Annotated in this window: 27 protein-coding genes and 1 pseudogene; 23 read left to right on the top strand and 5 right to left on the bottom strand. The window is 62.2% G+C overall.

The genetic code is table 11. From position 1 onward, the window contains the following. Positions 1-211: 211 nt before the first annotated feature. The 17 genes from rpoE (at position 212) to GPA25_RS04570 (ending at position 14,685) form a co-directional block, all read left to right on the top strand. On the top strand, positions 212-811 hold the full coding sequence (gene rpoE, locus GPA25_RS04650; RefSeq protein WP_169259194.1) for an RNA polymerase sigma factor RpoE: 600 nt from the start codon (positions 212-214) through the stop codon (positions 809-811). Between the two features lie 9 nt (positions 812-820). Then, on the top strand, positions 821-1,378 hold the full coding sequence (locus tag GPA25_RS04645; RefSeq protein ID WP_169259193.1) for a sigma-E factor negative regulatory protein: 558 nt from the start codon (positions 821-823) through the stop codon (positions 1,376-1,378). Continuing rightward, positions 1,375-2,340 carry a MucB/RseB C-terminal domain-containing protein gene (locus tag GPA25_RS04640; RefSeq protein ID WP_169259192.1) on the top strand — a complete coding sequence of 322 codons (966 nt, stop codon included), beginning with the start codon at positions 1,375-1,377 and terminating at the stop codon, positions 2,338-2,340. Before GPA25_RS04645 ends, GPA25_RS04640 begins: the two co-directional genes overlap by 4 nt. Then, complete coding sequence (locus GPA25_RS04635; protein ID WP_169259191.1) at positions 2,337-2,810, top strand: SoxR reducing system RseC family protein; 474 nt, start codon at positions 2,337-2,339, stop codon at positions 2,808-2,810. Before GPA25_RS04640 ends, GPA25_RS04635 begins: the two co-directional genes overlap by 4 nt. Then, the gene (locus GPA25_RS04630; protein ID WP_169259190.1) at positions 2,780-4,228 is read left to right on the top strand and encodes a Do family serine endopeptidase; all 1,449 of its coding nucleotides are present in this window, start codon (positions 2,780-2,782) and stop codon (positions 4,226-4,228) included. Before GPA25_RS04635 ends, GPA25_RS04630 begins: the two co-directional genes overlap by 31 nt. Beyond that, positions 4,225-4,491: a glutaredoxin family protein gene (locus GPA25_RS04625; protein WP_169259189.1), complete on the top strand. Its 267-nt coding sequence runs from the start codon at positions 4,225-4,227 to the stop codon at positions 4,489-4,491. The genes GPA25_RS04630 and GPA25_RS04625 overlap by 4 nt, the downstream gene beginning before the upstream one ends. A 54-nt stretch (positions 4,492-4,545) precedes the next feature. Then, a complete protein-coding gene (lepA, locus tag GPA25_RS04620; RefSeq protein WP_169259188.1) occupies positions 4,546-6,342 on the top strand; it encodes a translation elongation factor 4 in 1,797 nt (598 codons plus the stop codon). A gap of 56 nt (positions 6,343-6,398) precedes the next feature. After that, positions 6,399-7,187 carry a signal peptidase I gene (lepB, locus tag GPA25_RS04615; RefSeq protein WP_169259187.1) on the top strand — a complete coding sequence of 263 codons (789 nt, stop codon included), beginning with the start codon at positions 6,399-6,401 and terminating at the stop codon, positions 7,185-7,187. Positions 7,188-7,205: 18 nt separating this feature from the next. Then, the gene (locus GPA25_RS04610) at positions 7,206-7,565 is read left to right on the top strand and encodes a DUF4845 domain-containing protein (protein ID WP_169259186.1); all 360 of its coding nucleotides are present in this window, start codon (positions 7,206-7,208) and stop codon (positions 7,563-7,565) included. Continuing rightward, positions 7,565-8,242, top strand: coding sequence for a ribonuclease III (rnc, locus tag GPA25_RS04605; RefSeq protein ID WP_343034835.1), 678 nt, complete (start codon positions 7,565-7,567; stop codon positions 8,240-8,242). Before GPA25_RS04610 ends, rnc begins: the two co-directional genes overlap by 1 nt. After that, positions 8,239-9,159 (top strand): GTPase Era, encoded by a 921-nt coding sequence (era, locus tag GPA25_RS04600; RefSeq protein WP_169259185.1) that lies wholly within the window; start codon positions 8,239-8,241, stop codon positions 9,157-9,159. Before rnc ends, era begins: the two co-directional genes overlap by 4 nt. A 21-nt stretch (positions 9,160-9,180) precedes the next feature. Next, positions 9,181-9,903 (top strand): DNA repair protein RecO, encoded by a 723-nt coding sequence (gene recO / locus GPA25_RS04595; protein WP_169259184.1) that lies wholly within the window; start codon positions 9,181-9,183, stop codon positions 9,901-9,903. Then, the gene (locus tag GPA25_RS04590; RefSeq protein ID WP_169259183.1) at positions 9,900-10,655 is read left to right on the top strand and encodes a pyridoxine 5'-phosphate synthase; all 756 of its coding nucleotides are present in this window, start codon (positions 9,900-9,902) and stop codon (positions 10,653-10,655) included. The genes recO and GPA25_RS04590 overlap by 4 nt, the downstream gene beginning before the upstream one ends. A gap of 10 nt (positions 10,656-10,665) precedes the next feature. Then, complete coding sequence (gene acpS / locus GPA25_RS04585; protein WP_169259182.1) at positions 10,666-11,043, top strand: holo-ACP synthase; 378 nt, start codon at positions 10,666-10,668, stop codon at positions 11,041-11,043. Then, positions 11,040-12,110, top strand: a complete 1,071-nt coding sequence (gene nagZ / locus GPA25_RS04580) for a beta-N-acetylhexosaminidase (RefSeq protein ID WP_169259181.1) — start codon at positions 11,040-11,042, stop codon at positions 12,108-12,110. Before acpS ends, nagZ begins: the two co-directional genes overlap by 4 nt. A 36-nt stretch (positions 12,111-12,146) precedes the next feature. Beyond that, entirely contained in the window at positions 12,147-13,958 is a 1,812-nt protein-coding gene (gene uvrC / locus GPA25_RS04575) for an excinuclease ABC subunit UvrC (RefSeq protein ID WP_169259180.1), read from the top strand. 205 nt (positions 13,959-14,163) lie between these two features. Next, complete coding sequence (locus tag GPA25_RS04570; RefSeq protein WP_169259179.1) at positions 14,164-14,685, top strand: hypothetical protein; 522 nt, start codon at positions 14,164-14,166, stop codon at positions 14,683-14,685. 49 nt (positions 14,686-14,734) lie between these two features. Here GPA25_RS04570 and cls read toward each other — a convergent pair whose 3' ends face one another. Beyond that, positions 14,735-16,054 (bottom strand): cardiolipin synthase, encoded by a 1,320-nt coding sequence (gene cls, locus GPA25_RS04565; RefSeq protein ID WP_246265335.1) that lies wholly within the window; start codon positions 16,052-16,054, stop codon positions 14,735-14,737. A 663-nt stretch (positions 16,055-16,717) separates the two neighbouring features. Between cls and GPA25_RS04560 the strand changes: the two genes are divergently transcribed. The 3 genes from GPA25_RS04560 to GPA25_RS04550 all read left to right on the top strand — a co-directional run bounded on the left by GPA25_RS04560 (position 16,718) and on the right by GPA25_RS04550 (position 21,114). Continuing rightward, positions 16,718-18,943: a putative bifunctional diguanylate cyclase/phosphodiesterase gene (locus tag GPA25_RS04560; RefSeq protein WP_169259177.1), complete on the top strand. Its 2,226-nt coding sequence runs from the start codon at positions 16,718-16,720 to the stop codon at positions 18,941-18,943. 213 nt (positions 18,944-19,156) lie between these two features. After that, positions 19,157-19,588, top strand: a complete 432-nt coding sequence (locus tag GPA25_RS04555; protein WP_169259176.1) for a hypothetical protein — start codon at positions 19,157-19,159, stop codon at positions 19,586-19,588. Between the two features lie 86 nt (positions 19,589-19,674). Further along, a complete protein-coding gene (locus tag GPA25_RS04550; protein ID WP_169259175.1) occupies positions 19,675-21,114 on the top strand; it encodes a dihydrolipoyl dehydrogenase in 1,440 nt (479 codons plus the stop codon). A 112-nt stretch (positions 21,115-21,226) separates the two neighbouring features. Here the strand turns inward: GPA25_RS04550 and GPA25_RS04545 are convergent, their stop codons facing one another. The 4 genes and pseudogenes from GPA25_RS04545 to GPA25_RS24360 form a co-directional block, all read right to left on the bottom strand. After that, a complete protein-coding gene (locus GPA25_RS04545) occupies positions 21,227-21,736 on the bottom strand; it encodes a hypothetical protein (protein ID WP_169259174.1) in 510 nt (169 codons plus the stop codon). A gap of 205 nt (positions 21,737-21,941) precedes the next feature. After that, a complete protein-coding gene (locus GPA25_RS04540) occupies positions 21,942-22,106 on the bottom strand; it encodes a DUF1328 domain-containing protein (RefSeq protein WP_108949618.1) in 165 nt (54 codons plus the stop codon). A gap of 118 nt (positions 22,107-22,224) precedes the next feature. After that, positions 22,225-22,383 (bottom strand): DUF3309 family protein, encoded by a 159-nt coding sequence (locus GPA25_RS04535; RefSeq protein ID WP_169259173.1) that lies wholly within the window; start codon positions 22,381-22,383, stop codon positions 22,225-22,227. 1 nt (position 22,384) lies between these two features. Beyond that, positions 22,385-22,501: pseudogene (locus GPA25_RS24360) on the bottom strand (DesA/ISL3 alpha bundle tail domain-containing protein); the annotation flags it as partial. 320 nt (positions 22,502-22,821) lie between these two features. On the opposite strand from GPA25_RS24360, the gene GPA25_RS04530 reads away from it, so the two are divergent. The 3 genes from GPA25_RS04530 to GPA25_RS04520 all read left to right on the top strand — a co-directional run bounded on the left by GPA25_RS04530 (position 22,822) and on the right by GPA25_RS04520 (position 25,028). Further along, a complete protein-coding gene (locus GPA25_RS04530; protein WP_246265333.1) occupies positions 22,822-23,154 on the top strand; it encodes an ElaB/YgaM/YqjD family protein in 333 nt (110 codons plus the stop codon). A gap of 153 nt (positions 23,155-23,307) precedes the next feature. Further along, positions 23,308-23,622, top strand: a complete 315-nt coding sequence (locus GPA25_RS04525) for a BON domain-containing protein (protein ID WP_169259171.1) — start codon at positions 23,308-23,310, stop codon at positions 23,620-23,622. 179 nt (positions 23,623-23,801) lie between these two features. Further along, a complete protein-coding gene (locus GPA25_RS04520) occupies positions 23,802-25,028 on the top strand; it encodes an AI-2E family transporter (protein ID WP_169259170.1) in 1,227 nt (408 codons plus the stop codon). Positions 25,029-25,063 lie beyond the last annotated feature (35 nt).

Raw genomic sequence — 25,063 nt, 5'->3', positions numbered from 1 at the left:
AGGGTCGGACACCCGCACGAATATATCATGTCCCGCTGCGCGCTCCGTATTCAGCGAAATCTCGGATACAGGCGCTTTCGCCACAAGACCCCTTCAGCGTCTGAACTATTTGCCAAGCCCTGTGTCTCTTGATTAGCTTCGGCTTTGCCGTACTCATGGGGGGTCGCTATACTGGCGCGGATTTTGCCCAACCTAGAGAAACGACCCGCTCATGAGCGATCGCGAGATAGATCAGCAGCTTGTCGAACGCGTACAACGCGGCGACAAGCAGGCCTTTGGCTTGCTGGTAACGAAATACCAGCGCAAGTTGCATAGGCTGCTTTCCCGATTGATCCGCGACTCTGCCGAGGTGGAAGACGTGGCCCAGGAAACCTTTATCAAGGCGTATCGCGCCTTGGGATCGTTCCGGGGCGACAGCGCTTTTTACACATGGCTTTATCGTATCGGAATCAATACCGCGAAAAATTATCTGGTATCGCAGGGTCGGCGTGCGCCGACATCGACCGGGTTCGACTCTGAAGAGGCCGAAACCTTTGAGGAAGGTGACCAGTTGCGTGACATCAATACGCCGGAGCGGTTGATGATGACGCGGCAGATTGGTGAGACGGTGGATCAGGCGATGGAGGCGCTACCAGAGGAATTGCGCACGGCGATCATGCTGCGGGAGCTCGAAGGGCTGAGCTACGAGGAGATCGCCAGCATCATGGATTGTCCGATCGGAACGGTGCGTTCGCGGATATTCCGCGCACGCGAGGCAATTGCTGAAAAACTGCGGCCGCTGCTGGATACGGCTCCTGACAAACGTTGGTAGGTGGTACTCATGAAGGACAAACTGTCGGCACTTCTTGATGGTGATCTCGACGAGCAGTCGGCGCCTCCGGTATTGGACTCGATCCGGCGCGATCGGTCGTTGCGCACCGAGTGGGGGACCTATTGCCTGATTGGCGATCTGCTACGGGGCGATAGGGATGGTTCATCAGGTTTCGTCGGGCGGGTTATGGCGGAGATCGAGTCTGAACCCACTGTGCTTGCGCCGACGGTACGGCCGGCCGAGCCGGGCCGTGGCAAGGCTTGGCGTTCGCTGATGCCACTGGCCGCATCGGTCATGGGGGTAGCTGCGGTCGGTTGGGTTGCTCACACCTTGTACGCTGATCAGGATGATATGAGCCGTGTAGCGACGGCGCCGCCGCGAGTCCAGGCATCCGAGTCCGCTCTTGTAGCAGTGCGGCCGGTATCGGTGACGCAGTCGCCGATATCCGTCGATCCGAATCGTGAATATGTGTTTGCGCATCAATCCATGACGGGCGGTGGTCCGCTTTCCGGGGCCATCCAGCATGTGCGCACCGTTTCCGACGTAAGGCAGGATAACGGTCGATGAGGGGACTTGCCGTTGTCTTGGGGTTCTGCGCTGTGCTTGCGCATTCGCAGGCAATTGCGCAGTCACCCGGAGATCCCCTTTCCTGGCTCGGACGCATTGCAACGGCAGGGCAGCGTCTCAATTACGCCGGAACCTTCATTTACCAGTCGGGGAAGAACTTCGAAACGTCCCGGATTGTTCACATGGCTGATGCCAATGGCGAACATGAGCGGCTCGAAGTACTGGACGGAAGTCCGCGGGAAGTCATTCGCAGCAATAGCGAAGTGCGTTGTGTCCTGCCTGACCAGAAAATGGTGATCGTCGACAGGCCCGGTGGACGGCGTGCATTTCCGTCTCGCTTGCCAGCTTCCTTCGCCGGTCTCGCCGAAAATTACCGTATCCGCAAGGGCGAGGTGAGCCGCGTGGCTGGCCTCGATGCGCAGTTGGTGGTGCTGGAGCCGAAAGACGATTTGCGCTATGGCCACCAGTTGTGGGCCGAGCTTCAGTCCGGTCTGCTGCTTAAGGCCCGTACCGTGGACGAGCGTGGCGAGATCATCGAGCAATTCACTTTTAGCGACGTCAAGATCGGCGGGGATATCGGCAACGACGCACTCCGTCCTCGCTACGCGAAGGACGGCGAATGGCGAGTGGTGCATGCCAACGGCGTCGAGGTGCGCAAGGAGGAAAGCGGATGGGCGTTGAACGCTCCGCTCAATGGCTTTTCCTTGATGTCGATTGTGCGACGTCCGCTGGGTCGTGATCGTGGAGAAGCGCTGCATCTCGTGTATAGCGACGGGTTGGCCTCGATCTCGGTCTTCATCGAGCCGGCAGACGGATCGCGCCAGGCGATCGGGCCGCTCGCAACCGGCGCCATTAACATCTACAAGAGGATGGCGGGGGCGCATCTGGTGACTGCGCTCGGGGAAGTGCCTTTGCGGACGGTTCAGCGACTCGGCGACGGCATCGAGCCGGTAGTGCGATGATCGAAGCGAGCGCGGTTGTTGAGCGCGTCGAGGGGGGGCGTGCCTGGGTTCGGCTGCGCGAGCGATCCGGTGGTTGCGGCCGCTGTGATGAGCCAGGCGGCTGCCGTTCCGCAGGCATTGCCTACGCGCTGAAGAGCCCGAACGAAATTTTCAGTCTTCCCAACGCCATCGGCGTCGAGGCGGGCGACGCGGTGCTGTTGCGCATGCACGACGGTGCGCCGCTGCGCGGTGCTCTGCTTGGTTACGGATTGGCTAGCAGCCTCCTGGTGGTCGGAGCAGGCATTGGCAATGCAGTGGCGTCGGGCGGGCGGGAAGATCTGTTTGCGCTGATGGGGGCCGGAATAGGACTGGTGTGTTCGATGGTCTTCAATCGGCTGGTGCTGCGTAGTCGTGCGGTGCGCGGTGGATTCGAGATCGAGATGGCACGGGTGGGGGCGCAATGCCACGCACCGGAAGGGCTGCGCGCATGAATCTGGTGCGCCTGTGCCGAGCGGTGCTGCTTGCGGTAGTGTGTGCGCTTGCACCGTTGTCCGCAGTGGGCGCAGGAACCGTTGTATTGCCGGATTTTACTCAGCTTGTGCAGCGACACGGCGCGGCTGTAGTGAATATCAGTGCAGCGCAAGCGAGCAAGGCGGGTCCGCTGGCGTTCCCCGGATTGGGGCAGGACGATCCGATGTTCGATTTCTTCCGCCGCTTCATTCCGCGCAAACCGGAGCATCCGCGCGTCGACCCGGAAAATCGTTCGCTGGGTTCGGGCTTCATCATCAGCGCTGACGGTTTTATCTTGACCAATGCGCACGTTGTTGATGGTGCGGAGGAAATCCTTGTCCGCCTGATCGACAAACGTGAGTTCCGGGCGCGTGTGGTCGGTGCAGATCCGCGCAGCGACGTGGCGCTGATCAAGATCGATGCCTCCGATCTCCCGCGCCTGGCGATCGGCGATCCGGACAAATTGCAGGTTGGCGAATGGGTCGTGGCGATCGGTTCGCCCTTCGGCTTCGATCATTCGGTGACAGCCGGTATTGTCAGCGCCAAGGGGCGCAGCCTGCCCGATGAGAATTTTGTGCCTTTCATCCAGACTGACGTGGCGATCAATCCGGGTAATTCCGGTGGCCCCCTGTTCAACCTGAAGGGCGAAGTTGTCGGCATCAATTCGCAGATCTACAGTCAGACCGGTGGTTTCATGGGATTGTCGTTTGCGATCCCGATCAATCTGGCCATGGATGTCCAGGCACAGTTGCGTGCGAGTGGACGGGTGCAGCGTGGTCGCATAGGTGTCGCGATCCAGGAGGTGACGCGTGCACTGGCCGAGAGTTTCGGTCTGCCGCGTGCCGCAGGAGCGCTGGTGAGCGCAGTCGAGGCGGGTGGTCCGGCGGCAAAGGCCGGTCTCGAACAGGGCGACGTGATCGTGCGCTTTGGTGGCAAGGCGGTCGAATCATCGGGTGACCTGCCGCGGATCGTATCGGCGAGCCGTCCTGGTTCGCAGGTGACCATATCGCTTTACCGCAATGGGGCCGCGCGTGACCTGAACATTGTGGTCGGTGAGTGGCTGGATGACGCAGGTCAGCGTACGCGGCGCAGCGAACGCGTCCAGCCGGCACCAAACAAGCTGGGCTTGGTTCTGGCGTTACCTACCCCGGCGCAACGGCGAGAACGAAATGTCGAGCACGGACTGATCGTCGAGCGTGTCCAGGGCGTCGCTGCGCGCGCCGATCTCCAGGTCGGCGATATTGTGCTGGCGATCGTGTCGGGGGGGCGCCAGGTGCCGCTGAAGGCCGTTGATGTGTTCAATCGCCAAGTGGCTGAACTCAAGGACGGACAACTGGTGACACTCTTGGTCCAGCGCAGCGAGGGCGCAAACTACGTCACCTTGCGGGCGGGAGAATGAACGCAGTGCGCGAGCTGACGGTGATGAGCCGAGAATGGTGCCACCTTTGCCACGACCTGCTTGAGAAGCTGCAGCCGCTGGCTGCCGAACTCGGCTGGACGATCAGAGTGTTTGACGTCGACGCGGATCCTGCGCTCGAGGCGCGCTGGGACGAACTGGTGCCGGTAGTCCTTGCCGGCGACGTGGAACTGTGTCATTACCATCTGGACGAGTCCGCAGTCCGTGCCTATTGCGGGCGTTTTCCGCTAGAATCCGCGGCTTAGCCGATTCAACCAATCCATCCCGGGTGCCGCATGGCACCCTTCTTTTGTTGTCGCATGCAACATATCCGAAATTTCTCGATCATCGCCCACATCGATCACGGCAAGTCCACGCTGGCCGATCGCCTCATTCACTTTTGCGGTGGTTTGTCTGATCGCGAGATGGAGGAGCAGGTTCTCGATTCGATGGACCTTGAGCGCGAGCGTGGCATCACGATCAAGGCGCAGACCGCGTCCCTGCAGTACAAGGCCAAGGATGGGCAGGTCTATAACCTGAATCTGATCGATACCCCTGGACACGTCGACTTCTCTTACGAGGTGAGCCGCTCGCTGTCAGCGTGCGAGGGCGCACTGCTGGTGGTCGATGCGTCGCAGGGTGTCGAGGCGCAGACGGTGGCGAATTGCTACACGGCAATCGAGCAGGGCGTCGAGGTGGTTCCGGTTCTGAACAAGATCGATCTGCCCGCCGCTGATCCAGAGAATGCGCGCCAGGAAATCGAGGACGTCATCGGCGTCGATGCGTCCGAGGCGGTGTTGTGTTCGGCGAAGACCGGACTCGGCATTGAGGATGTGCTGGAAACCGTCGTCCGCCGTGTGCCGCCGCCGAAGGGTGATCCGGCTGCGCCGTTGAAAGCGCTGATCATTGATTCTTGGTTCGACAATTATGTCGGCGTCGTGATGCTCGTGCGTGTCGTCGATGGCGTGCTGCGGCCGAAAGATCGCATTCTGCTGATGGCCAATGGCGCCCAGTATCCATGCGATCAGGTCGGTGTGTTCACGCCGCGCTCGGTGCCTCGCACGGAACTTGCCGCCGGTGAAGTGGGTTTCATCATCGCCGGCATCAAGGAATTGCAGGCCGCCAAGGTGGGCGACACCGTCACGCTGGCGACCCGTCCGGCGAGCGAGCCGTTGCCAGGATTCAAGGAAATAAAGCCGCAGGTGTTTGCCGGTCTGTACCCGGTGGAGTCGAGCGAATACGAGCAGCTGCGCGATTCGCTGGAGAAGTTGCGACTGAACGACGCGTCGCTGCAGTTCGAGCCGGAAGTGTCGCAGGCGCTGGGGTTTGGCTTCCGCTGCGGCTTCCTCGGCTTGCTGCACATGGACATCGTGCAGGAGCGGCTGGAACGCGAGTTCGACATGAACCTGATCACCACGGCGCCGACCGTGGTGTATGAGGTGGTGATGAACAGCGGTGAGGTGATCCGGGTCGAGAACCCCGCCAAACTGCCGGACCAGTCGAAGATTGCGGAAATCCGCGAGCCGATCATCACCGCGACGATTTTTCTGCCGCAGGACTACGTCGGGCCGGTTATCACGCTGTGCAACCAGAAGCGCGGGGCGCAGGTGGACATGCGCTATCACGGCCGCCAGGTGCAACTGATCTACGACCTGCCGATGAACGAAGTGGTCATGGACTTCTTCGACAAGCTGAAATCGGTGTCGCGCGGCTATGCATCGCTCGATTACGAATTCAAGGAATACCGCGCTGCCGATCTCGTCAAGCTCGATCTGCTGGTGGGTGGCGAAAAAGTCGATGCGCTGTCGGTGATCGTGCACCGCGCATCGTCGCAATATCGCGGACGCGAAGTGGCTGCGAAATTGCGCGGCCTGATTCCGCGCCAGATGTTCGATGTCGCGATTCAGGCGGCGATTGGTTCGCACATCATTGCGCGCGAAACGATCAAGGCCCTGCGCAAGAACGTTCTCGCCAAGTGTTATGGCGGCGACATCTCCCGCAAGAAGAAACTTCTCGAAAAGCAGAAGGAAGGGAAGAAGCGGATGAAGCAGGTGGGTAACGTCGAAATTCCGCAGGAGGCGTTCCTTTCCGTGCTGCGGGTGGACGACGGCAAGTAAGGGTTGGCTGTCTCGCCTGACCTGACTGCATTGAATCGCGTCGATACGGAGTCTGTGTGAATTTTGCGTTGGTGTTGTTCCTGTTGCTGGTGGCAACAGCCATCCTGTGGGTGATCGACCGGTTCTTTGCGCGCAAGCGCCGCTCGGCGGAAGCACCCGCTCCGTGGTGGGTGGAATACGGAGCGAGTTTCTTTCCGGTCATCCTGATCGTTTTCGGCCTGCGTTCCTTCATCGTCGAGCCGTTCAAGATTCCGTCGGGTTCAATGATTCCGACGTTGCTGGTTGGCGACTTCATCCTCGTCAATAAGTGGACTTATGGCATTCGTCTGCCGGTGATCAACAAGAAGATCGTGTCAATCAACGAGCCGGCACGCGGGGATGTGATGGTGTTCCGTTATCCGGCCGATCCGTCGATGGATTACATCAAGCGCGTGGTGGGTTTGCCCGGCGACAGGGTGGAATACCTCGACAAGCGTCTGCGTATCAACGGTCAGCCGGTTCAAATGGCGCCGCAGGACGATTATCTTCATCCCGACCGCCTGTACTATTCGCCGCGCTTTTCCGAGCAGCTTGGCAAGGTCGAGCATTCAGTGCTGATCGAGCGCGATGTGCCGGCCTTCGTCCCGCAGGTGCTCGATTATCCGTTCCGCGAAAACTGCACCTATACTACCGCCGGTGTTAGTTGCACGGTGCCGCCGGGGCATTACTTTGTCATGGGCGACAACCGCGATTCGAGTAGCGACAGCCGGGTCTGGGGTTTCGTGCCGGATACCAATATTGTCGGCAGGGCATTCTTCATTTGGTTCAACTTCAATGACATGCAGCGGATTGGCGGATTTCACTGATACGGAGACGGAAAACGGATGAAACGCAGGCAAATGGGCATCAGCCCGATCGGTGTGCTGTTTGTCGGAGCCTTTCTTGGCTTCATTCTTCTGATCGGTTTTCGCTCGGTTCCGGCTCTGAATGAATATTTCGCGATTCAGCGCATCATCAAGCTGGTGGCGGACGAGGGCGATGGCGGGGCATCGATCGTTGAATTACGGCGCAGCTTCGACCGCCGCGGCCAGATCGATGACGTCGTCACGATCAGCGGGGCCGACCTCGACATCGTCAAGGAAGCGGGGAAGGTCGTGATTGAAGTCGAGTATTCGCGCAAGGTGCCGGTGGTGGCTAACGTCAGCCTGTTGATCGATTTCCAGGCGACGACGGCCGGCAGATAGTGATCGCGAATCTGGATCGTCTGCAGCGCGGTATCGGCCATCGTTTTTCCGATATCTCGCTGCTTGAGCGGGCGCTCACGCACCGCAGCTTTGGCCAGCCGAACAACGAGCGGCTGGAATTTCTCGGCGACAGTATTTTGAACTGCGCGGTTGCGATCGCGCTGTTCGAGCGCTTCGGCGAGTTGCGCGAAGGGGAGTTGTCGCGCCTGCGTGCGTCGCTGGTGTGCCAGGACGGTTTGCATCGGATCGCTGTCGAACTCGACCTGGGTGAATATCTGCGTCTGGGTGAGGGTGAGCTCAAGAGCGGTGGCTTCCGGCGGCCGTCGATTCTGGCCGACGCGCTTGAAGCCGTGTTTGCCGCGGTTTTCCTGGACCAGGGCTTTGCCACGGCGAAGGAGGTCATTGACCGGCTCTATGGCCCGGTGATTGCGCGCATCGATCCGCAACTGGCGTCTAAGGATCCCAAGACGGCGTTGCAGGAACTGCTGCAGGGGCGCAAGCTACCACTTCCGACCTACGTCACCGTGAAGGTGCATGGCGAAGCCCATGCGCAGGATTTTGAAGTGGCGTGCGAGGTCAGCGCACTGAATCTTCGTACCACCGGGCGGGGCGCCAGCCGTCGTGCGGCAGAACAACAGTCGGCCGAGAACGCGCTGGCGCAGTTGAGGAAGTCATGAATCAGGATACTAGCCCGGAAACCGGTGCCACCCCCGCAGGATTTCGCACCGGTTTCGTCGCCATCGTCGGCCGTCCGAACGTAGGCAAGTCGACGCTGCTGAATCGCTTGATCGGGCAGAAGATCAGCATCGTATCGCGCAAGGCGCAGACGACGCGGCATCGCGTCACCGGTATTCTGACGCGCGAGGATTCCCAGTTCGTATTTGTCGACACGCCGGGCTTCCAGACCAAACATCGCAATGCGCTCAATCGCTCGATGAACCGTACGGTGTCTCAGGTGCTGGGTGATGTCGATCTGGTGTTCTTCGTGATCGAGGCCGGGCGCTTCGGCGAGGACGACCGCAAGGTGGTCGAGGTGTTGCCGAAGGAAGCGAAGGTCGTGCTGGTCATCAACAAGGTCGATCGCCTGGCGGACAAGAGCCAGTTGCTGCCGTTCATCGCGCGGGTAAGCGAGGTTTTCCCGTTTACGGAGATCGTGCCGCTGAGCGCGGAGCGCGGTACCAACGTTGACGCACTTTTCAAGGCAGCGACGCCGCTGTTGCCCGAGGGCGAGCCGATGTATGGTGCGGACGAGATTACCGACCGCAGCGAGCGTTTTCTTGCAGCCGAATTCCTGCGCGAGAAGCTGTTCCGCCTGCTGGGCGACGAGTTGCCGTATGGCATCGCGGTCGAGATCGAGAAGTTCGAGACCGAGGGAAAGCTGCGTCGCATCCATGCGGCAGTGGTCGTTGACCGTGCGAGCCACAAGGCGATGGTCATCGGCAAGGGCGGCGAGCAGTTGAAGCGCATCGCCTCGGAAGCGCGTGTCGAGCTCGAGCAGCTCTTCGACGGGAAGGTTTTCCTCGAAGTGTGGGTCAAGGTCAAGAGTGGCTGGGCCGATGACGAACGTGCGCTCAAGAGCCTGGGTTACGAGTAAGCCGAACTTGCGCGTGTCGGCGTGAGCCAGAAGCAGCGCATCGATCAGCAGCCGGCGTTCGTCCTGCACACGCATGCGTGGCGGGAAACCAGCCTGATCGTCGAGACTTTCTCGCGCGATCATGGCCGCGTGGCGATGGTCGCCAAGGGTGCGCGGCGACCGCTGTCGGCGCTGCGCGGCGTCATCATGGCCTTCCAGCCCTTGCTGATCGATTGGTCCGGTGGTGGCGAGGTCAAGACGCTGGTGCGGGCCGAATGGCGCGGCGGACAGCCCCTGCTGACCGGACGTGCATTGATGTGCGGCTATTATCTGAACGAACTGTTGGTGCGCCTGACCGCGCGCGAGGATGCGCATCCCGCGCTGTTCGAGGCGTATGCGGATGCGATTGCAACGCTGGGCCGCAATGCGGTGCCGGAGCCGGTGCTGCGGCGCTTCGAGCTCGCGCTGTTGCGTGAGCTGGGCTACGGAATCGGGCTCGATAGCGAGAGCGATTCGGGCGATCCGGTCGATCCCGGGATGGACTACGTCTATATAATCGAGCGCGGTCCGGTGAGGCTAATGGGGGAGGCGGCCGACCTTCCCGCGGTGAGCGGTCGTACGCTGCTCGACATGGCGCAGGACGATTTCTCGCGCGCCGAGACCCTGGCGCAAAGCAAGACGCTGTTGCGCATGCTGATCAACCATTATCTCGGCGGACAGATGCTGCAGTCGCGCCGGGTGTTGAAGGAGTTGCTGGAACTGTGATCGAACTCGGCGTCAATATCGACCATGTGGCGACCTTGCGGCAGGCGCGCCGTACCTGGGAACCCGACCCCGTGTGGGCGGCCGTGGAGGCGCATCTGGGTGGTGCGGACGGCATCACGGTGCATCTGCGCGAGGACCGTCGCCACATCCAGGACGAGGACGTGCGCAAGCTGCGCGACCTCACGCAGATCAAGCTGAATCTCGAGATGGCGGCGACCGACGAAATGCTTGGCATCGCCTGTGCGTTGAAGCCGGAAATGGCAATGCTGGTCCCCGAGGGGCGGCATGAGGTGACGACCGAGGGTGGTCTGGATGTCGTCGCGCAGGAAGCGCGCCTGAAGGCGGTGGTGGGACGGCTGGCGGATGCCGGTATCGTCACGAGTGTGTTCATCGACGCGGAGATCGCCCAGGTCGAAGCGGCGGCGCGGATCGGGGCGCGCGTCTGCGAGATTCATACCGGCCCCTATGCGCATGCTTTCCACGCGGCCGGGCGCGATGCGGAAAGTGTCGCGGTGGTGGCGGAAATCGACAAGGTGCGTCGTGCTGGCGATGCGATTCGCGCGCTTGGCATGCGCTTCAACGCCGGGCATGCGCTCAACTATTACAACGTCCAGCCCATCGCACGGCTGCCGGGGGTGCGTGAGCTGCATATCGGGCATTCGATCGTCAGCCGCGCGGTGTTCTCCGGGCTGCGCGACGCGGTTCGCGAGATGAAGCGCCTGATGCGCGAGGCGGCTGGACGCGGGCTGTAAGCGGACCAGCATGATCCACGGAATCGGTACCGACATCGTCAGGATTGACCGTCTGCGCGGCGCGCTGGAACGTCATGGCGAACGCTTCGCGGCACGCATCCTCACGGGATCCGAGCGCGACGGCTTTGCGGCGAGCCGTGACCAGGCGCGCTTTCTCGCGAAGCGCTTCGCCGCCAAGGAAGCGTTCGGCAAGGCCCTCGGCACCGGTGTGGCGGTGCCCGCGACGCTACATGCGGTGAGGGTCGGGCACGATGAACTCGGCAAGCCGGTCTACGAATTTGATGACGCGCTGAGCGCGTACATGGATGAACGCGGCCTGAGTGCCCACCTGAGCCTGAGCGACGAGATCGACTACGTCGTGGCCTTTGCGCTGATCGAGAAGATATGAATTCTGCAGACAACCCGAACAAGGTGCGACGGCCGCTCGGCCCGGTGATGCTCGATGTCGCGGGAACGGCGCTGACCGAGGAGGAGCGCGAGCGTCTGCTCGATCCGCTGGTTGGGGGCGTGATTCTGTTCGCGCGCAATTACACCGGGTCCGAGCAGCTGTCCGCGCTGACCACCGAGATTCATGCCTTGCGCGATCCGGCCTTGGTGATCGCGGTCGATCACGAGGGCGGGCGGGTGCAGCGATTCCGTACCGACGGCTTTACGCGCATCCCGTCGATGCGCCGTCTCGGGCAGTTGTGGGAGCGCGATCATGTGGCAGCGCTCGATGTCGCGCGTGCAGTGGGCTATGTGCTGGCGGCGGAGTTGCTCGCGCATGGGGTCGATCTGAGCTTCACGCCGGTGCTGGACCTGGATTACGGCTGCAGTCGCGTGATCGGCGATCGCGCTTTTCATCGCAACCCGCAGGTCGCGGCGACGCTGGCGCAGTCGCTGGTGGCCGGGATGGCCGAGGCGGGGATGGGCTGCGTGGGCAAGCATTTTCCCGGGCACGGCTTCGTCGAGGCCGATTCGCATCTGGAAATCCCGGTCGATGAACGCGACTTCGAGGCGATCTGGAACGAGGACATCGCGCCTTACCGCCACCGAATCGGCCGTCAGTTGTCGGGCGTGATGCCGGCGCATGTGATCTATCCGAAGGTCGATCCCAATCCGGCCGGTTTTTCGCCGTTCTGGCTGCAGGACGTGTTGCGCGGACGGCTGGGTTTTGGCGGCGTGGTGTTCAGTGACGACCTGACGATGGAGGGGGCGACGGTCGCGGGGGATATCGTCGCGCGTGCCCGTGCGGCGTACGCAGCCGGCTGCGACATGGTGCTGGTGTGCAATCGTCCGGACCTGGCGGCCGATCTGCTCGATCGCTGGGCGCCGGTGATTCCCCCCGAAAGCCGTGCGCGCATTGAGGCGCTGCGCTCGCGTGCGCAGTGCAAGGATCCGTTTGCGCTGGAATTGCACCCGACCTACCGGCAGGCACGCAGCGCCCTGGCCGGTATCAGCGAGGATGTCGCGTAAGCGAGGCGTGCGTGCGAGCGCGACGCGCAGTTGCCCATGACCGATTCTGCGGCCCCCTTCGACACGAAGGCCTTTCTCAAGACAGTGCCCGAGGAGCCGGGCGTCTATCGCATGATCGGCGCCGAGGGGCGCGTGCTCTATGTCGGCAAGGCGAAGAACCTGAAGCGGCGCGTTTCGAGCTATTTCCTGCGAAACCAGCCGAGTCCGCGCATCACGCTAATGGTGGCGCAGATTCTGCGCGTCGATGTCACGCCGACGCGTTCCGAAGCCGAAGCGCTGATCCTCGAAAACAACCTCATCAAGAGTCTTGCGCCGCGCTACAACATCCTGTTCCGCGACGACAAGTCCTATCCGTACATCGAGCTGTCGGGCGATGATTTCCCGCGCCTCGCATATCACCGGGGGGCGTTCACGAAGGGGGCACGTTATTTCGGACCGTTTCCGAACGCCTGGGCGGTACGCGAGAGCATCCATCTGCTGCAGAAGACCTTTCAGTTGCGCACCTGCGAGAACTCGGTCTTCCAGAACCGCTCGCGGCCCTGTCTGTTGCACCAGATCAAGCGTTGTACCGCGCCCTGTGTCGGGCTGATCGACAATGGGGCCTACGCTGAGGACGTGACGCTGGCGGCGCGCTTTCTGGACGGGCGCGCTTCGGAGGTGATTGATGATCTGACGGCCCGCATGCACGCGGCGGCCGAGCGGCTGGCGTTCGAAGAGGCGGCGGCGTGTCGTGACCAGGTGCGCGTGCTGCAGACGGTGTTGCAGCGTCAGTACGCAGATAGCCGCAAGGACGAAGACGTCGACATCATCGCCGCCGTGGAACAGGACGGCCTGACGTGCGTGAATATCGCGATGGTGCGCGGCGGCAGGCATCTTGGTGACCGTCCGCAATTTCCCAGTGCCGCCGGGAGTTGCAGCGCAGTGGACGGGGCGCTGGCGTTCATCGAGCAGCATTACCGGGACCACGGCATGCCGGCGCGGCTGCTGCTGAATGTGCCGCTGGACCCGGTCAAGGCGCTGATGGCGGAAATCAGCGACACGCCTTGCTCGCTGATCGCGCCGCGTCATGCGGCGGAGAAGGCGTGGATGGAGATGGCGGAGAACAATGCGCGGCTGGCGATTCTGGCACGGGCTCGCGATACCGGCCGCAGCGAGGCACGTCTGGAAGCCCTGCGCGAAGCGCTCGACCTGCCCGAGGTGCCGCGGCGCATCGAGTGTTTCGACATCAGTCACACGATGGGCGAGGCGACCGTGGCGTCCTGTGTGGTCTGCGTGGATGGCGCGATGAAGAATTCCGAGTATCGCCGTTACAACATCGCGGGCATCACCGGCGGCGACGATTTTGCGGCGATGCGCCAGGTGCTGGAGCGCCGCTATGGCAAGGTGGCGGCCGGGGAGGGGGTGTGCCCCGACCTGATCCTGATCGATGGCGGCAAGGGGCAGGTGAGTTCGGCGCTGGCGGTGCTGACGGAAGTCGGGCTGGAGTCGATTGCGATGGTCGGCGTTGCCAAGGGCGAGGAGCGCAAGCCGGGGCTGGAGACGCTGATCTTCCCGGATGGCCGGCTGCCGCTGAACCTCGGAACCGACCATGCAGCGTTGCATCTGATCCAGGAAGTCCGCGACGAGGCGCACCGTTTTGCCATCACCGGCCATCGCGCGCGCCGCGCCAAGACCCGTGTCGGCTCGCGGTTGGAGGATATTCCCGGCGTGGGGGCGACGCGTCGGCGCAATCTGCTGGCCACGTTCGGCGGACTCGATGGCGTGCGTGCGGCGACGGTCGAAGACCTGTGCCGGGTCGATGGCGTCAGTCGAAAACTCGCCGAAGCGATATACAGCTCTTTCCGCTGACGCGGTCGCACGCGTGCCGTCGCGAACACTCCGGACACAATCGCCGCATCATCAGGTTTCCGGTCAGTCCGGTCCTGACGTGCGGCGGCTTGGCTAAATTACGCGGTCTTTGCTTATTGGTACGACAGCGCACAGACGCTGCGGGGTGCGCCGGCTAGGCTCGAACTCCATCCGCTTCGTACGGAGCACGCCAAGGAGAATGAGCATGGATGACTATCGCCACCACGTATCGGGTTTTTTCGCTCACCGCGATCAAGCTCAACTCGCGTTTTCCAGGCTCGTCGAGCAGGGGTTGCCGCGCGAACGGCTGCATCTTTTCGAAAAGAACGACCTGGGGTCACCTGACTCCGCAGCGGCTCCGGAAGCGGGCAGCAAGGAAGTCCTGAAGGACGTCCTGGTCGACGGGGCCATCGGCACCGCGGTCGGCACCGGCGTCGGTGCGCTCGCGCAATTGGCACTGGTGGCGGCGAACGTGAGCCTGTTCGTTGCGAGCCCGTTGATTGCTCCGCTCGCAATGCTGGGTTGGGGCGCCAGCCTCGGAGGACTCATCGGTGCGGCGGCCGGCGCCGGGACCAAGGAAAAGACGTTCGAGGCACTGGTCCGCGATGCGATCGCCAGCGGTCAGTTCGTGCTGGTGGCGGAAACGCGGACGGAGCAGGAGACGGCAATCGCACGGGAAATCATCCAGACTTTGGTCGGGGAGTACAACGACGTCAGCAAGGAGTGAGCGCGATATGTTGTGCGCGCTAGCGAAAATTCCCGGGGAGCGTGGGTGCTCAGAGCCAGTATTCCCAGGCCCGGGCGAACAACTCCTGGAGGCGCAGCTGGAGCGGGCGGCGCTCCCACTGCTCCAGCGTTATTGCGTCGGACTCAGCCAGGTCCTTTTTAAACATCGCATGCACCTGGCTGCCAAACTCCGCGCCCAGCACGACTGCGTTCAACTCGTGGTTATGCAGGAAACTGCGCCAGTCGAGATTGGTCGACCCGACCGTGGCCCACACGCCGTCGATCAGCGCCGTCTTGGAATGCAGGATCGCTCCGCGTCGCTCGTAGATCTTGACTCCCGCGCGCAGCAACTGCCCGTAGTAGCCGCGCCCGGCGTGGAAGACCAGCCAGGAGTCGGTCTGGCCGGGCAGGATCAGCGTCACGTCGACGCCGCGCCCGGCCGCCGCTTCGAGTGCGGCGAGCAGCTGCGGGTCAGGCACAAAATACGCGTTGGTCAGGTATACGCTGGTCTCGGCGCTGCCGATGGCCGACAGCAGGGTGGCGTAGATCAGGCTGAAGGGTTCGTCGGGCGAACTGCCGATCGCGCGCACCACCTGCCGGCCGGCGTTCTCGAGCTGCGGGAAGTAGTTTTTCGCCGCCAAGGGATCGCCCTTCTGCCCTTCCCAGGCCGCGAGGAACAGCTTCTGGAACTCGGCCACCACGGGGCCCTGCAACTGCAGATCGGTATCGCGCCACGCCAAGCTGCCGTCCGGGCGGGGGCGCGAAAGCTTGCCGGTGGAGCTGCTGGAGTAGACGCTGCTGATGTTGATGCCACCCAGGAATGCGGTGCGTCCGTCGACGATCAGCAGCTTGCGGTGGTCGCGCTGATTCAGCTCCCATTCCTTGCGGGCCACCAGCGGGTTGAGGGGATTGAATTCGAGCACCTGAATGCCGCTGTCGCTCAGCCGCTGGAAGAAAGCGGCCGGCGTGCCGATGGTGCCTGCGCTGTCACGGATGAGATTGACCTGCACGCCTTGCTGCTGCTTGTCGATCAGTGCCTGAGCAAAGCGTTGGCCCATCTCGTCGTCGTCGAGAATGTAGGTTTCCATGTTGATGTGATCGCGGGCGCCCGCGATGGCTGCCAGCATGGCCCCGTAGGTGGCGGGGCCGTCCTGGAGGAGCAGTACGTGGTTGCCGGTGGTCAGGGGGCTGCCGACGATGGCCTCCTCGAGCGCCAGGTGGCGCTCGAAAATGTCGGTCTCCTGGCCACGAGCCGCCAGGCGATCGAGAATCGCCTTGCTCTGCTCCGCCGACAGCGGGCCGCGCGCGCCTTGCAGTTGCACCGCAGGGTCGCGACGGGCCAGGTCGGGCACGATGGTGGGCAGGCTCATGCAGGCGGCCAAGGGCAGACCCAGCACACCGGCCAGCCAGAACAGGCGCCAGGCGAGCCAGTGAGGTTTGTGCGGGGCTCGATGCGATGCCATATCAGTTCTCCCGCAATCTCCTGAACAAGTATGAGTGTGGCACGGATCGGTACGCGCCGTCTGCGTTCGAATCGGTCCGGCCCGACATGCGCAGCCTAGTGCGCCTGCGACGAATGGTTCTGTGCGATACCGAACAGAGCGGCAAGATTTCTGCAGCGTCGAGGTGCCTGCCGGGCAGTGCCTGCGGCAAAGAGCATCCGGGAATTTTTGCTTTGCATATTGCGGCAACTCGCACTGCCCGGCTTGGGGTATGCCATCCGGGAAGGTTGCGAACGAGAGGGACCGCAGCTCCGATCGGAGTACCATGCCAATTCGGGTATGCCGTTCGGTACTTCAAGGGAGATCCTGTGGCAGCCAGCAAGATTGCAAGGAAATCCGATACCCGCGCGCCGCTTGACTCCGCGTCCTTTGACCCGCCGACAGCAGCAGCGCTGCATGCCAAGATGGCACTGCCGGAAACCGTTTGCCGCGTGGCCACTACGTGCCCCCATCGCGGGCGGGAGCGACGACACCCAGCTGATTCTGCTGGCGATGCAGGAAGCCGAAGGGTCTGCGTGAGGGTTCAGGACGATGGGCAAGAAAGCGGTTAGCAAAGATCCCCTGCGAACAGCCGCCGAAGCGCAATTCGGCAGTGCCCCGGCAGTGCCGCAACGTTCGGTGGATGCGCTGCTGCATGAACTCCAGGTGCACCAGATCGAACTGGAGATGCAGAACGAGGCGTTGCGCCACGCCCACATCGACATGGAGGAGTCGCGCGATCGCTACGTGAATCTTTTCGATTTCGCCCCGGTCGGCTATCTCACGCTGTCCCGGGACGCGATGGTTGTCGAGGCCAATCTCGTCGCGGCGACGCTCATGCGTGTGCCGCGATCAAAACTGAACCAGCGCCACTTCGAGAATTTCATTGCCCCGCATGATCATGAACGCTGGCGGCGCCACATCACCGCGGCGTGGCAGGGACCGGCCAACCTGACGCTCAATTGCGAACTGCTGCTGAAACGGGGCGATGGCTCGTGCTTTCCCGCCCAGCTGCAGTGCGTGGTGATGGAAATGGCGGGAAGCACGCCGGTCGTGCGAATTGCATTCACGGACATCAGCGAGCGCAAGCGTGCCGAGGAGGAACAGCGCATCGCCGCCATTGCGTTCGAGTCGCAGGAGGGCATGATCGTTACCGACGCCAATGGCGTCATCATCAAGGTCAATCGCGCCTTTACGGAACTGAGCGGTTTCAGCCCGGGCGAGGCCCTGGGAAAGACGCCGGCGTTGCTGAGTTCAGGACGCCACGACCGGGCGTTCTTCAAGAACATGTGGCAGACCCTGAAGGAAAAGCATTATTGGCAGGGTGAAATCTGGAACCGGCGCAAGAACGGACAAATCTACGTCGCATGGCTGACGATCTCAGCGGTGACGACGCCCGACGGTAGCGTCTCCCATTATGTCGGCGCGTTTTCCGATACCACCGAGAAGAGCGAGGCGGCAGCCGAGATCCATCGCCTGGCCTTTTACGATCCGCTCACCCATCTCCCCAATCGGCGCTTGCTGCACGACCGGCTGGCGCATGCGCTGGCGACGACTTCGCGCAGCGGATTGTGTGGCGCGATCCTGTTTCTGGATCTGGACAACTTCAAGACGCTCAACGACACCCGCGGCCACGACGTCGGCGATCTGCTGCTGGTCGAGGTGGCACAGCGCGTGCGCGCCGGCTTGCGGGAAGGCGACACGGTGGCGCGCCTGGGCGGCGACGAGTTCGTAATGATCCTGGAAGGCTTGAGCGCGGAAGTGGAGGAGGCTGCCCTCCTGGCCAAACAGGTTGGCGAAAAGCTTAACGAGGCCATCGCACAGCCATTTGATCTCGGGGACTTGGAATTTCACTGCACGACCAGTATCGGCGTCCGCTTGTTGTGCGCGCAGGATACCGTCGAAGAGCTCCTCAAGCATGCCGATCTTGCCCTGTATCAGGCCAAGTCGGCGGGCCGCAATACGGTGCGCTTCTATGACCCGTCGATGCAGGCCGCGCTCGACCGGCGGAGCACGCTGGAGAACGAATTGCGACACGCGATCAGGCGCGGGCAGTTCGTGCTTCATTACCAGCCACAGTTCGACAACACGCGCCGCATCATCGGTGCCGAAGCCTTGCTGCGCTGGCAGCACCCGAAACACGGACTGATTGCTCCCGGCGACTTCATCCCGCTTTCGGAGCAGTCCGATATCATCCTGCCCATTGGCCGCTGGGTGCTGGAGACCGCCTGTGCCCAGCTCAACGCATGGTCATGCGACGAACGCACCCGCGAACTGAGGCTGGGGGTGAACATAAGCGCCCGCCAGTTCCGTCAACCCGGCTTCATTGATCAGGTATGCAATGTTCTCGAGGCCAACAATGCCAATCCGCAGCGTTTGACGCTCGAGCTGACCGAAAGCATGGTGCTGGATAACGTCGCCGATACGATTCAAAAAATAGAGATGATCAAGCGACTGGGCGTCCATTTTTCGCTTGACGATTTTGGTACCGGATTTTCGTCGTTTTCCTGCCTGACGCGCCTGTCGCTCGACCAGCTCAAGATCGACAAGTCGTTTGTCCTGAATCTTCCGGAACAGGGCACCGACGCGGTCATCGTTACGGCGATCATCACGATGGCCAGAAGCCTCGGCTTGAACATCATCGCCGAAGGGGTGGAAACCGAGGCGCAGCGAGCGTTTCTCGATAGCCACGGTTGCCATGCCTATCAGGGACACCTGTTCAGTCGGCCCTTGCCCGTCGAAGCCTTTGACGCGTTCGTGAGCGGCATCTACGCCTGATTGCCCCCTATGCGCGCTTGCGTACAGAGTTGGTGGCGGCGTTAACGTAGGCTCAGCGTCAAGGGTAACGCGCCGAATTCGTGCGATTTATCGTAATGGAATTGCGGCGGCGACCTTCGCCGCCATTGCAGGCGGTGACGAGATGGCGTGGCGCACCGTTCCCGATTCATGGGGAGTGCTTGAAGTGGTACTTCCGACACCACGAGGTCAAACATGAAACGTTTAATTTTTGCGGCAGCACTGGCTGCTGCCACCATCCCGGTACTCGGCGCCGACGTTGGCGTGTCGATAAGCATCGGCGATCCCGGCTTCTATGGTCGCCTCGACATCGGCGACTATCCGCGGCCGCAAGTGATCTACCGCCGCGCAGTGGCCATCGAGCGGGTACCGGTTAGCCGCCCGCCGATCTATCTGCGGGTGCCCCCGGGGCATGCAAAGAATTGGCGCAGGCACTGCCATAAATACGACGCCTGCGGCGAGCGGGTCTATTTTGTACAAAGCAACTGGTACAACCGCGAGTACGTCCCGCGTTACCGCGAACGTCATGGTGACGGCCGCGATGGGCGCCGCGACGAGCGCAGGGGCGACCAGCGTTGGGACGAGCGGGACGACCGCCACGGCGACGATCGCTACCGCAATCGCTAGCCCACGGCGCAACAGGGATGCCGGCTTGTGCAGGGCACAAGGCGCCCCCAATGCGTCGGGAGCCGCCGACGAAACGAGGATGAGACATGAAGACCGTGCAAGTTGATGTTGCAGTGGTCGGTGCCGGCACGGCAGGCCTTGCCGCGTTCTACGCAGCCAGGAAAGCCGGTGCGAGCGCGGTGATTATCGAAGGCGGCGAATATGGCACCACCTGCGCGCGCGTCGGCTGCATGCCGAGCAAGCTCCTGATTGCCGCCGCCGACGCCGCCCACGCGGTCGGGAAGGCCGGGGGGTTCGGCGTTTGTGTCGATGGCGATGTCCGCATCGATGGCCGCGCGGTGATGGACCGGGTGCGACGCGAGCGCGACCGTTTTGTCAGCTTCGTGCTGCGCGACGTGGAAGAGATTCCCGACGCCGAGCGCATTCGCGGCCAGGCTTGTTTCGTCGACGACCATACGTTAGCCGTCGCCGACCATACGCGGGTCACGAGCAAGAGCATCATCATCGCAACCGGCTCGCGTGCCGCCTACCCGGATTCGTTCACGTCACTGGGTGACCGCGTGATCACCAGTGACGACGTGTTCAACTGGCACGATCTGCCCAAGGCCGTGGCGGTGATCGGCCCGGGGATTATCGGCCTGGAGCTGGGCCAGGCACTGCACCGGCTGGGTGTTCGTGTGGCGGTACTCGGTCGTGGCGGGCGTGTCGGCCCGATCAGCGATCCGGAGATCCGCGCATACGCCTGCGTGACCTTCAACGAGGAATTCACGCTGGCGCCCGATGCGCGCATTGCCGACATGCAGCGTTATGGCGACCGCGTCGCGATTCGACGCGCGGGGCCGGATGGTTCCGATGTCATCGAGTATTTCGATTATGTTCTGGCGGCGACCGGCCGTACGCCCAATGTGACGGGCATCGGCCTCGACAGGACTACGCTCAAGCTCGACGCCAAAGGCGTGCCGTCCTTCGATCCATTGACCACGCGGACGGTTAGCGCAGACAGGGCGAGTCCGATTTTCATTGCGGGCGATGCCGGCAATTTCATCCCGCTCCTGCACGAGGCGACCGACGAGGGGCGCATTGCCGGCGAGAATGCCGCACGTTTCGCGCTGGGCAGGCAGGTGAAGCCTGGTCTGCGCCGCGCGCGCATCGGCGTGGTGTTCACCGATCCGCAGATCGGCATCGTGGGGGGCGGCCTGCATGCGATGAAACCCGGTAGCTTCGCGACCGGACAGGTGAGTTTCGAGGATCAGGGCCGTTCGCGCATCCTGCTCAGGAACAAGGGGCTGCTGAACGTCTACGGAGATCTCGCCAGCGGGCGCTTCGTGGGCGCGGAAATGCTGGCGCCCGCTGCCGAGCATCTGGCACACCTGTTGGCCTGGGCGCTGCAGAACGAGATGACGGTCGCGCAGATGCTCGAGATGCCGGTTTATCATCCGGTAATCGAAGAGGGCTTGCGGACCGGCCTACGCGACCTCGACGTCAAGCTGCGCGCTGCGCGGGTCAATGTCGACAAGGCAGCCTAAACTCGTCAGGCCCGGTGGCAAGGCGGTGAAAGGCGCGCTAGCGGCCTGCTCACCGGGGAGGCTCTGCGGGCAGAAGGCGGGATCCAGGTTAGTGGTCGTGAGACCACTGCAGTCATTCGCCCCGGGAGACAAACGTCACCTTGGTGGCACGTCCGGATGCGCCCGCCTCGATGCGCTTGCTTTGCCAGGCGCCGTCAATTTCGGCAGCAAGCTGGTAAGACCCGGGTGGCAGCTTGAGGTAAAGCAGGGGGCCGTCGCTGACGCCGGAATAGATTTTCTGGCCGTTTCGCCGCGTCACGGTGACGGGAACGGTAGCGAGGTAGTCGCCATTGCGGGCGCTGAAGACGATGTGCACGTTGTAAGCCCGCGCTGCCTTGCGCATTTCTTCGCGCGCTTCATCGCCGATACCGCCGCTCATCCATGAGATTTCTGCCTGCGGGGCACTGGTGGCATTGAATCGTGCTGCGTCGTCCACCTCGTCAGCCCACAGCGGGGCGCATTGCAGGGCCACCACGAGGGCCACGACGGGGGCCAGCAGCCCGCTATGCATCGACAGGCGGGAAGGCCGATGCCCGGCCGGAGTGTCGAACGCTGAATGGGGATTGCTCATGCTCTGCTCCATAGATGAACCATGCACTCGCGCGAACAAATCGTCCGCAAGCGTGGGGGGACGGCCGCCCGGATGCGTTGGTCGTCCGGCGATTGAGATTTCCGGCGATGCTCAGCCTGTGTACTGCGGAGCACACACGTGGTTGAGCGGGCTGCATGGACACTTGCATTCCATCGTCTCAGCCGCATTCGGTGGACGTGCTAGCGCGGGATCACGGTCACTTTCGACCGCGGAGACCCATGACAAGGGATACGACAAAGAGAACGAGAAAAACGAAGAACAAGATCTTGGCGATCTCGACGGCGCCGGCCGCGATCCCGGTAAAACCAAGGAGGGCTGCGACCAGTGCGATCACTAAAAACACCACGGCGTAATGCAGCATTTTCGTTCCTTCCCATTAATTGAAACTCCGTCGGCGGACATGACCGGCCTGCAGTTCGACCTGATTTGCGAACCGCATTGTCTTTCTCGGGGGTGTCACGCCCGGACGGAGCAAGGCGCTATATCTTGCCCATCAGCAACAGGATCAGCAGGATCAGCACCACCAGCCCAATACCACCGCTGGGACCGTATCCCCATCCCTGGCTGTGGGGCCAAGCGGGAATCGCGCCGATCAGCAATAGCACCAGAACGATCAGTAGAATTGTTCCGATTGACATTTCATTCTCCCGACAGTGAGTCGTAGCGGCGAAGCGTTCGAGAAAGCTCTCGAAGCGCGCCAATGCCGCCCTTCTCGGCGCGCCAGCACCACCGTTGCAACCGCGTTGCCGATTGCGCCTTTGCGGCGGTGGTCCCAGGTCAGAGTAAGTGGCGACCAGCCTCGGTTTCGATAGTCAGTGCCACGTCCTTGTTGCAATCCTACTCACAGGGGAATAACCGTCTGTACGCCAGCGCACAGACTCCGTGTGCGGTGAGGAACAGGATGCGTGTCAGAGGAACGCTTCGGCCCGAATGTACGGTCATCCGTCAGGAACGACATGCGTGTAAATGTGAAAAATGAGCACGGCAAATCGGTTCCTCGCCAGTAGCGGTGACGCGGGCGCAAGTCTGTCCGCGACAGTCGCTTCGCCCATTCACCATTCGCACCAGGAGGCATGATGATTAACGATCTGACCCAAGGCCACGGCTCTGTAGAAGACATGAAGGACAAGCTGGTGAGAGATCTCAAAAGCGTAGGTTCCGATGCAGATGGCTTGCTGAAGGAGGTGGCCAATTCCACCGCCGAGGAATTCGCCGCGGTACGCACGAAGATTGAAGGAAAGCTGGTCGAGGCGAGGTCCCGACTCGACAGTTCGCGACTTGCGGTGACGGAAAAGGCCAGGCACACCGCAGACGTCACCCATGAGTATGTAGTGGAGAACCCGTGGAAAGTCCTCGGGCTTGCGGCGGCAGCCGGAATCATCATCGGCATCCTGATGAGCCGGCGCTGATGCATCCGCCGGGGCGAAGCCGCGGTGTCAACCGGCGCCGGGAAGGGCGCCACGACGCAGTGCGGATGACCGGCTTCAGGTAGTAGTTTGTCGAGCGTGTGCTGGAAGCAAGAAGCGAGAAGTCCTTTTGTATGTATTTCTGGAGAATCAATCATGAAACAATTTGGCAAGTATCTTTCCGCATTTTTCCTGGCCATTACGCTGGTGACCGCAGTGGGCTGCTCATCCACGCCGAAGCAGGAGGGGACCGGCGAGTACATTGACGACAGCGTCATCACGACCAAGGTGAAGGCGGCGATTCTCAAGGAACCCACACTGAAAGTTGCAGAAATCAACGTCGAGACATTCAAGGGCGTCGTGCAACTGAGCGGCTTTGTGGCCGAGAAGGGCGACATCGGCAAGGCCGCCGACGTGGCACGCACCGTGGCCGGTGTGAAATCGGTCAAGAACGACCTGCGGCTCAAGTGAGGGACTGACCGTCGCGGACTACTCTCGGACCTCGTGTTCGGGAGTGTCTGCGACGGTCTGCTGCTGTTCATCGAAGTTTTTTCGCGGCGAAACTGCTGAACGAATGGCACGACACCTCTTGTGAATCCCCCGCGACGCTTCGCGCGCAAGCGCGAGCCGCACGCTGAGGTGCGAGGACGATGACACACTCCGGCGACATTCCGGCTGCAGCGCCCGTGAAGCCGGAACCCCTGACCGGTGCAGGAGACGGTGTCGCGGAGTCGGTCGAAATCCCGGCTGCGGTTGCAGACGATGCGATCGCGCCGACGGTCGATATGGGAACGGATGCGCGAGGCTTGGCGCTGGGCGTCCTTGCCACCGTCGCGGTGGTGTTTGCGCTGGAATGGGCGCAGAGCTTCTTCATCTCGATGCTGCTCGGGATCCTCTTTGCCTACACCCTCAATCCCCTCGTCGTGTGGCTCGAACGGATCAAGATTCCGCGCGTGGTCGGAACCATCGTGGTGATGGTGAGCGTCGTGTGTGCGCTCGGTCTGGGGGCATTCTCCCTGCGCGGGCAGATGCAGACGATCCTCGATCAGGTGCCCGAAGCGGTCAGCAAGCTGTCGACCGGCCTGGCGAGTTTGCGTAAAGGCGAGGCCAGCACCATACAGAAGGTGCAGACCGCTGCCGACGAGATCGAGAAGGCAACGAGCGAGGCGGCCGGTATCGACCCGACGCCAAGACAGAAGGCGACGCGCGTCGTTGTGGATACGCCCGGCTTCAAACTCGGCAACTTCCTTTTGATGGGCTCCATGGGGGCGATGGGGCTGATCGGCCAGGCAGCCATGGTGCTTTTCCTGACCTTCTTCCTGCTTCTTTCGGGCGACACGTACAAGCGGAAGCTGGTGCGCCTCACGGGCCCGTCGATGTCGAACCGGAAGATCACCGTTCACATCCTCGACGACATCAATGCGTCGATCCAGCGCTACATGTTCATGCTGCTGGCGACCAATGTGCTGGTCGGACTGCTCACCTGGATCGCGTTGCACTGGGTGGGTCTGGAAAACGCTGGCGCCTGGGCCGTGGCCGCAGGCCTGCTGCACGTCATCCCGTATTTCGGTCCGGCTGTGACCGCCGCCGGCATCGGGATGGCGGCATTCATGCAGTTCAATTCCCTGTCAACGGCCTTGATGGTTGCCGGGGCGTCGGTAGTGATCGCCACGTTCGTCGGGACTTTCGTCACCACCTGGATGACCGGCCGGATCGCCAAGATGAACACGGCAGCGGTATTCGTCTCGATGCTGTTCTGGGCATGGCTGTGGGGCATCTGGGGCTTGCTGTTGAGCATTCCCATCACGGTCATCGCGAAAGTGGTGACGCAGCATGTGGAGGAACTTGAGTCGGTGGCGGAGCTGCTTGGAGAGTAGGCGGTCGCTCGTGCGCCGTGATGCGTTTCACTGAG

Source organism: Aromatoleum diolicum, from assembly GCF_012910955.1.
Taxonomy (GTDB): Bacteria; Pseudomonadota; Gammaproteobacteria; order Burkholderiales; family Rhodocyclaceae; genus Aromatoleum; species Aromatoleum diolicum.
The sequence above is the reverse complement of the archived record's forward strand: the minus strand, read 5'-3'. Positions and strand labels throughout refer to the sequence as shown.

Coding starts and splice junctions, on each gene's coding strand:
- rpoE (WP_169259194.1), top strand. CDS start 212: ATGAGCGATCGCGAGATAGATCAGCAGCTTGTCGAACGCGTACAACGC.
- GPA25_RS04645 (WP_169259193.1), top strand. CDS start 821: ATGAAGGACAAACTGTCGGCACTTCTTGATGGTGATCTCGACGAGCAG.
- GPA25_RS04640 (WP_169259192.1), top strand. CDS start 1,375: ATGAGGGGACTTGCCGTTGTCTTGGGGTTCTGCGCTGTGCTTGCGCAT.
- GPA25_RS04635 (WP_169259191.1), top strand. CDS start 2,337: ATGATCGAAGCGAGCGCGGTTGTTGAGCGCGTCGAGGGGGGGCGTGCC.
- GPA25_RS04630 (WP_169259190.1), top strand. CDS start 2,780: ATGCCACGCACCGGAAGGGCTGCGCGCATGAATCTGGTGCGCCTGTGC.
- GPA25_RS04625 (WP_169259189.1), top strand. CDS start 4,225: ATGAACGCAGTGCGCGAGCTGACGGTGATGAGCCGAGAATGGTGCCAC.
- lepA (WP_169259188.1), top strand. CDS start 4,546: ATGCAACATATCCGAAATTTCTCGATCATCGCCCACATCGATCACGGC.
- GPA25_RS04610 (WP_169259186.1), top strand. CDS start 7,206: ATGAAACGCAGGCAAATGGGCATCAGCCCGATCGGTGTGCTGTTTGTC.
- era (WP_169259185.1), top strand. CDS start 8,239: ATGAATCAGGATACTAGCCCGGAAACCGGTGCCACCCCCGCAGGATTT.
- acpS (WP_169259182.1), top strand. CDS start 10,666: ATGATCCACGGAATCGGTACCGACATCGTCAGGATTGACCGTCTGCGC.
- nagZ (WP_169259181.1), top strand. CDS start 11,040: ATGAATTCTGCAGACAACCCGAACAAGGTGCGACGGCCGCTCGGCCCG.
- uvrC (WP_169259180.1), top strand. CDS start 12,147: ATGACCGATTCTGCGGCCCCCTTCGACACGAAGGCCTTTCTCAAGACA.
- GPA25_RS04570 (WP_169259179.1), top strand. CDS start 14,164: ATGGATGACTATCGCCACCACGTATCGGGTTTTTTCGCTCACCGCGAT.
- cls (WP_246265335.1), bottom strand. CDS start 16,054: ATGAGCCTGCCCACCATCGTGCCCGACCTGGCCCGTCGCGACCCTGCG.
- GPA25_RS04560 (WP_169259177.1), top strand. CDS start 16,718: ATGGGCAAGAAAGCGGTTAGCAAAGATCCCCTGCGAACAGCCGCCGAA.
- GPA25_RS04555 (WP_169259176.1), top strand. CDS start 19,157: ATGAAACGTTTAATTTTTGCGGCAGCACTGGCTGCTGCCACCATCCCG.
- GPA25_RS04550 (WP_169259175.1), top strand. CDS start 19,675: ATGAAGACCGTGCAAGTTGATGTTGCAGTGGTCGGTGCCGGCACGGCA.
- GPA25_RS04545 (WP_169259174.1), bottom strand. CDS start 21,736: ATGGAGCAGAGCATGAGCAATCCCCATTCAGCGTTCGACACTCCGGCC.
- GPA25_RS04540 (WP_108949618.1), bottom strand. CDS start 22,106: ATGCTGCATTACGCCGTGGTGTTTTTAGTGATCGCACTGGTCGCAGCC.
- GPA25_RS04535 (WP_169259173.1), bottom strand. CDS start 22,383: ATGTCAATCGGAACAATTCTACTGATCGTTCTGGTGCTATTGCTGATC.
- GPA25_RS04530 (WP_246265333.1), top strand. CDS start 22,822: ATGATTAACGATCTGACCCAAGGCCACGGCTCTGTAGAAGACATGAAG.
- GPA25_RS04525 (WP_169259171.1), top strand. CDS start 23,308: ATGAAACAATTTGGCAAGTATCTTTCCGCATTTTTCCTGGCCATTACG.
- GPA25_RS04520 (WP_169259170.1), top strand. CDS start 23,802: ATGACACACTCCGGCGACATTCCGGCTGCAGCGCCCGTGAAGCCGGAA.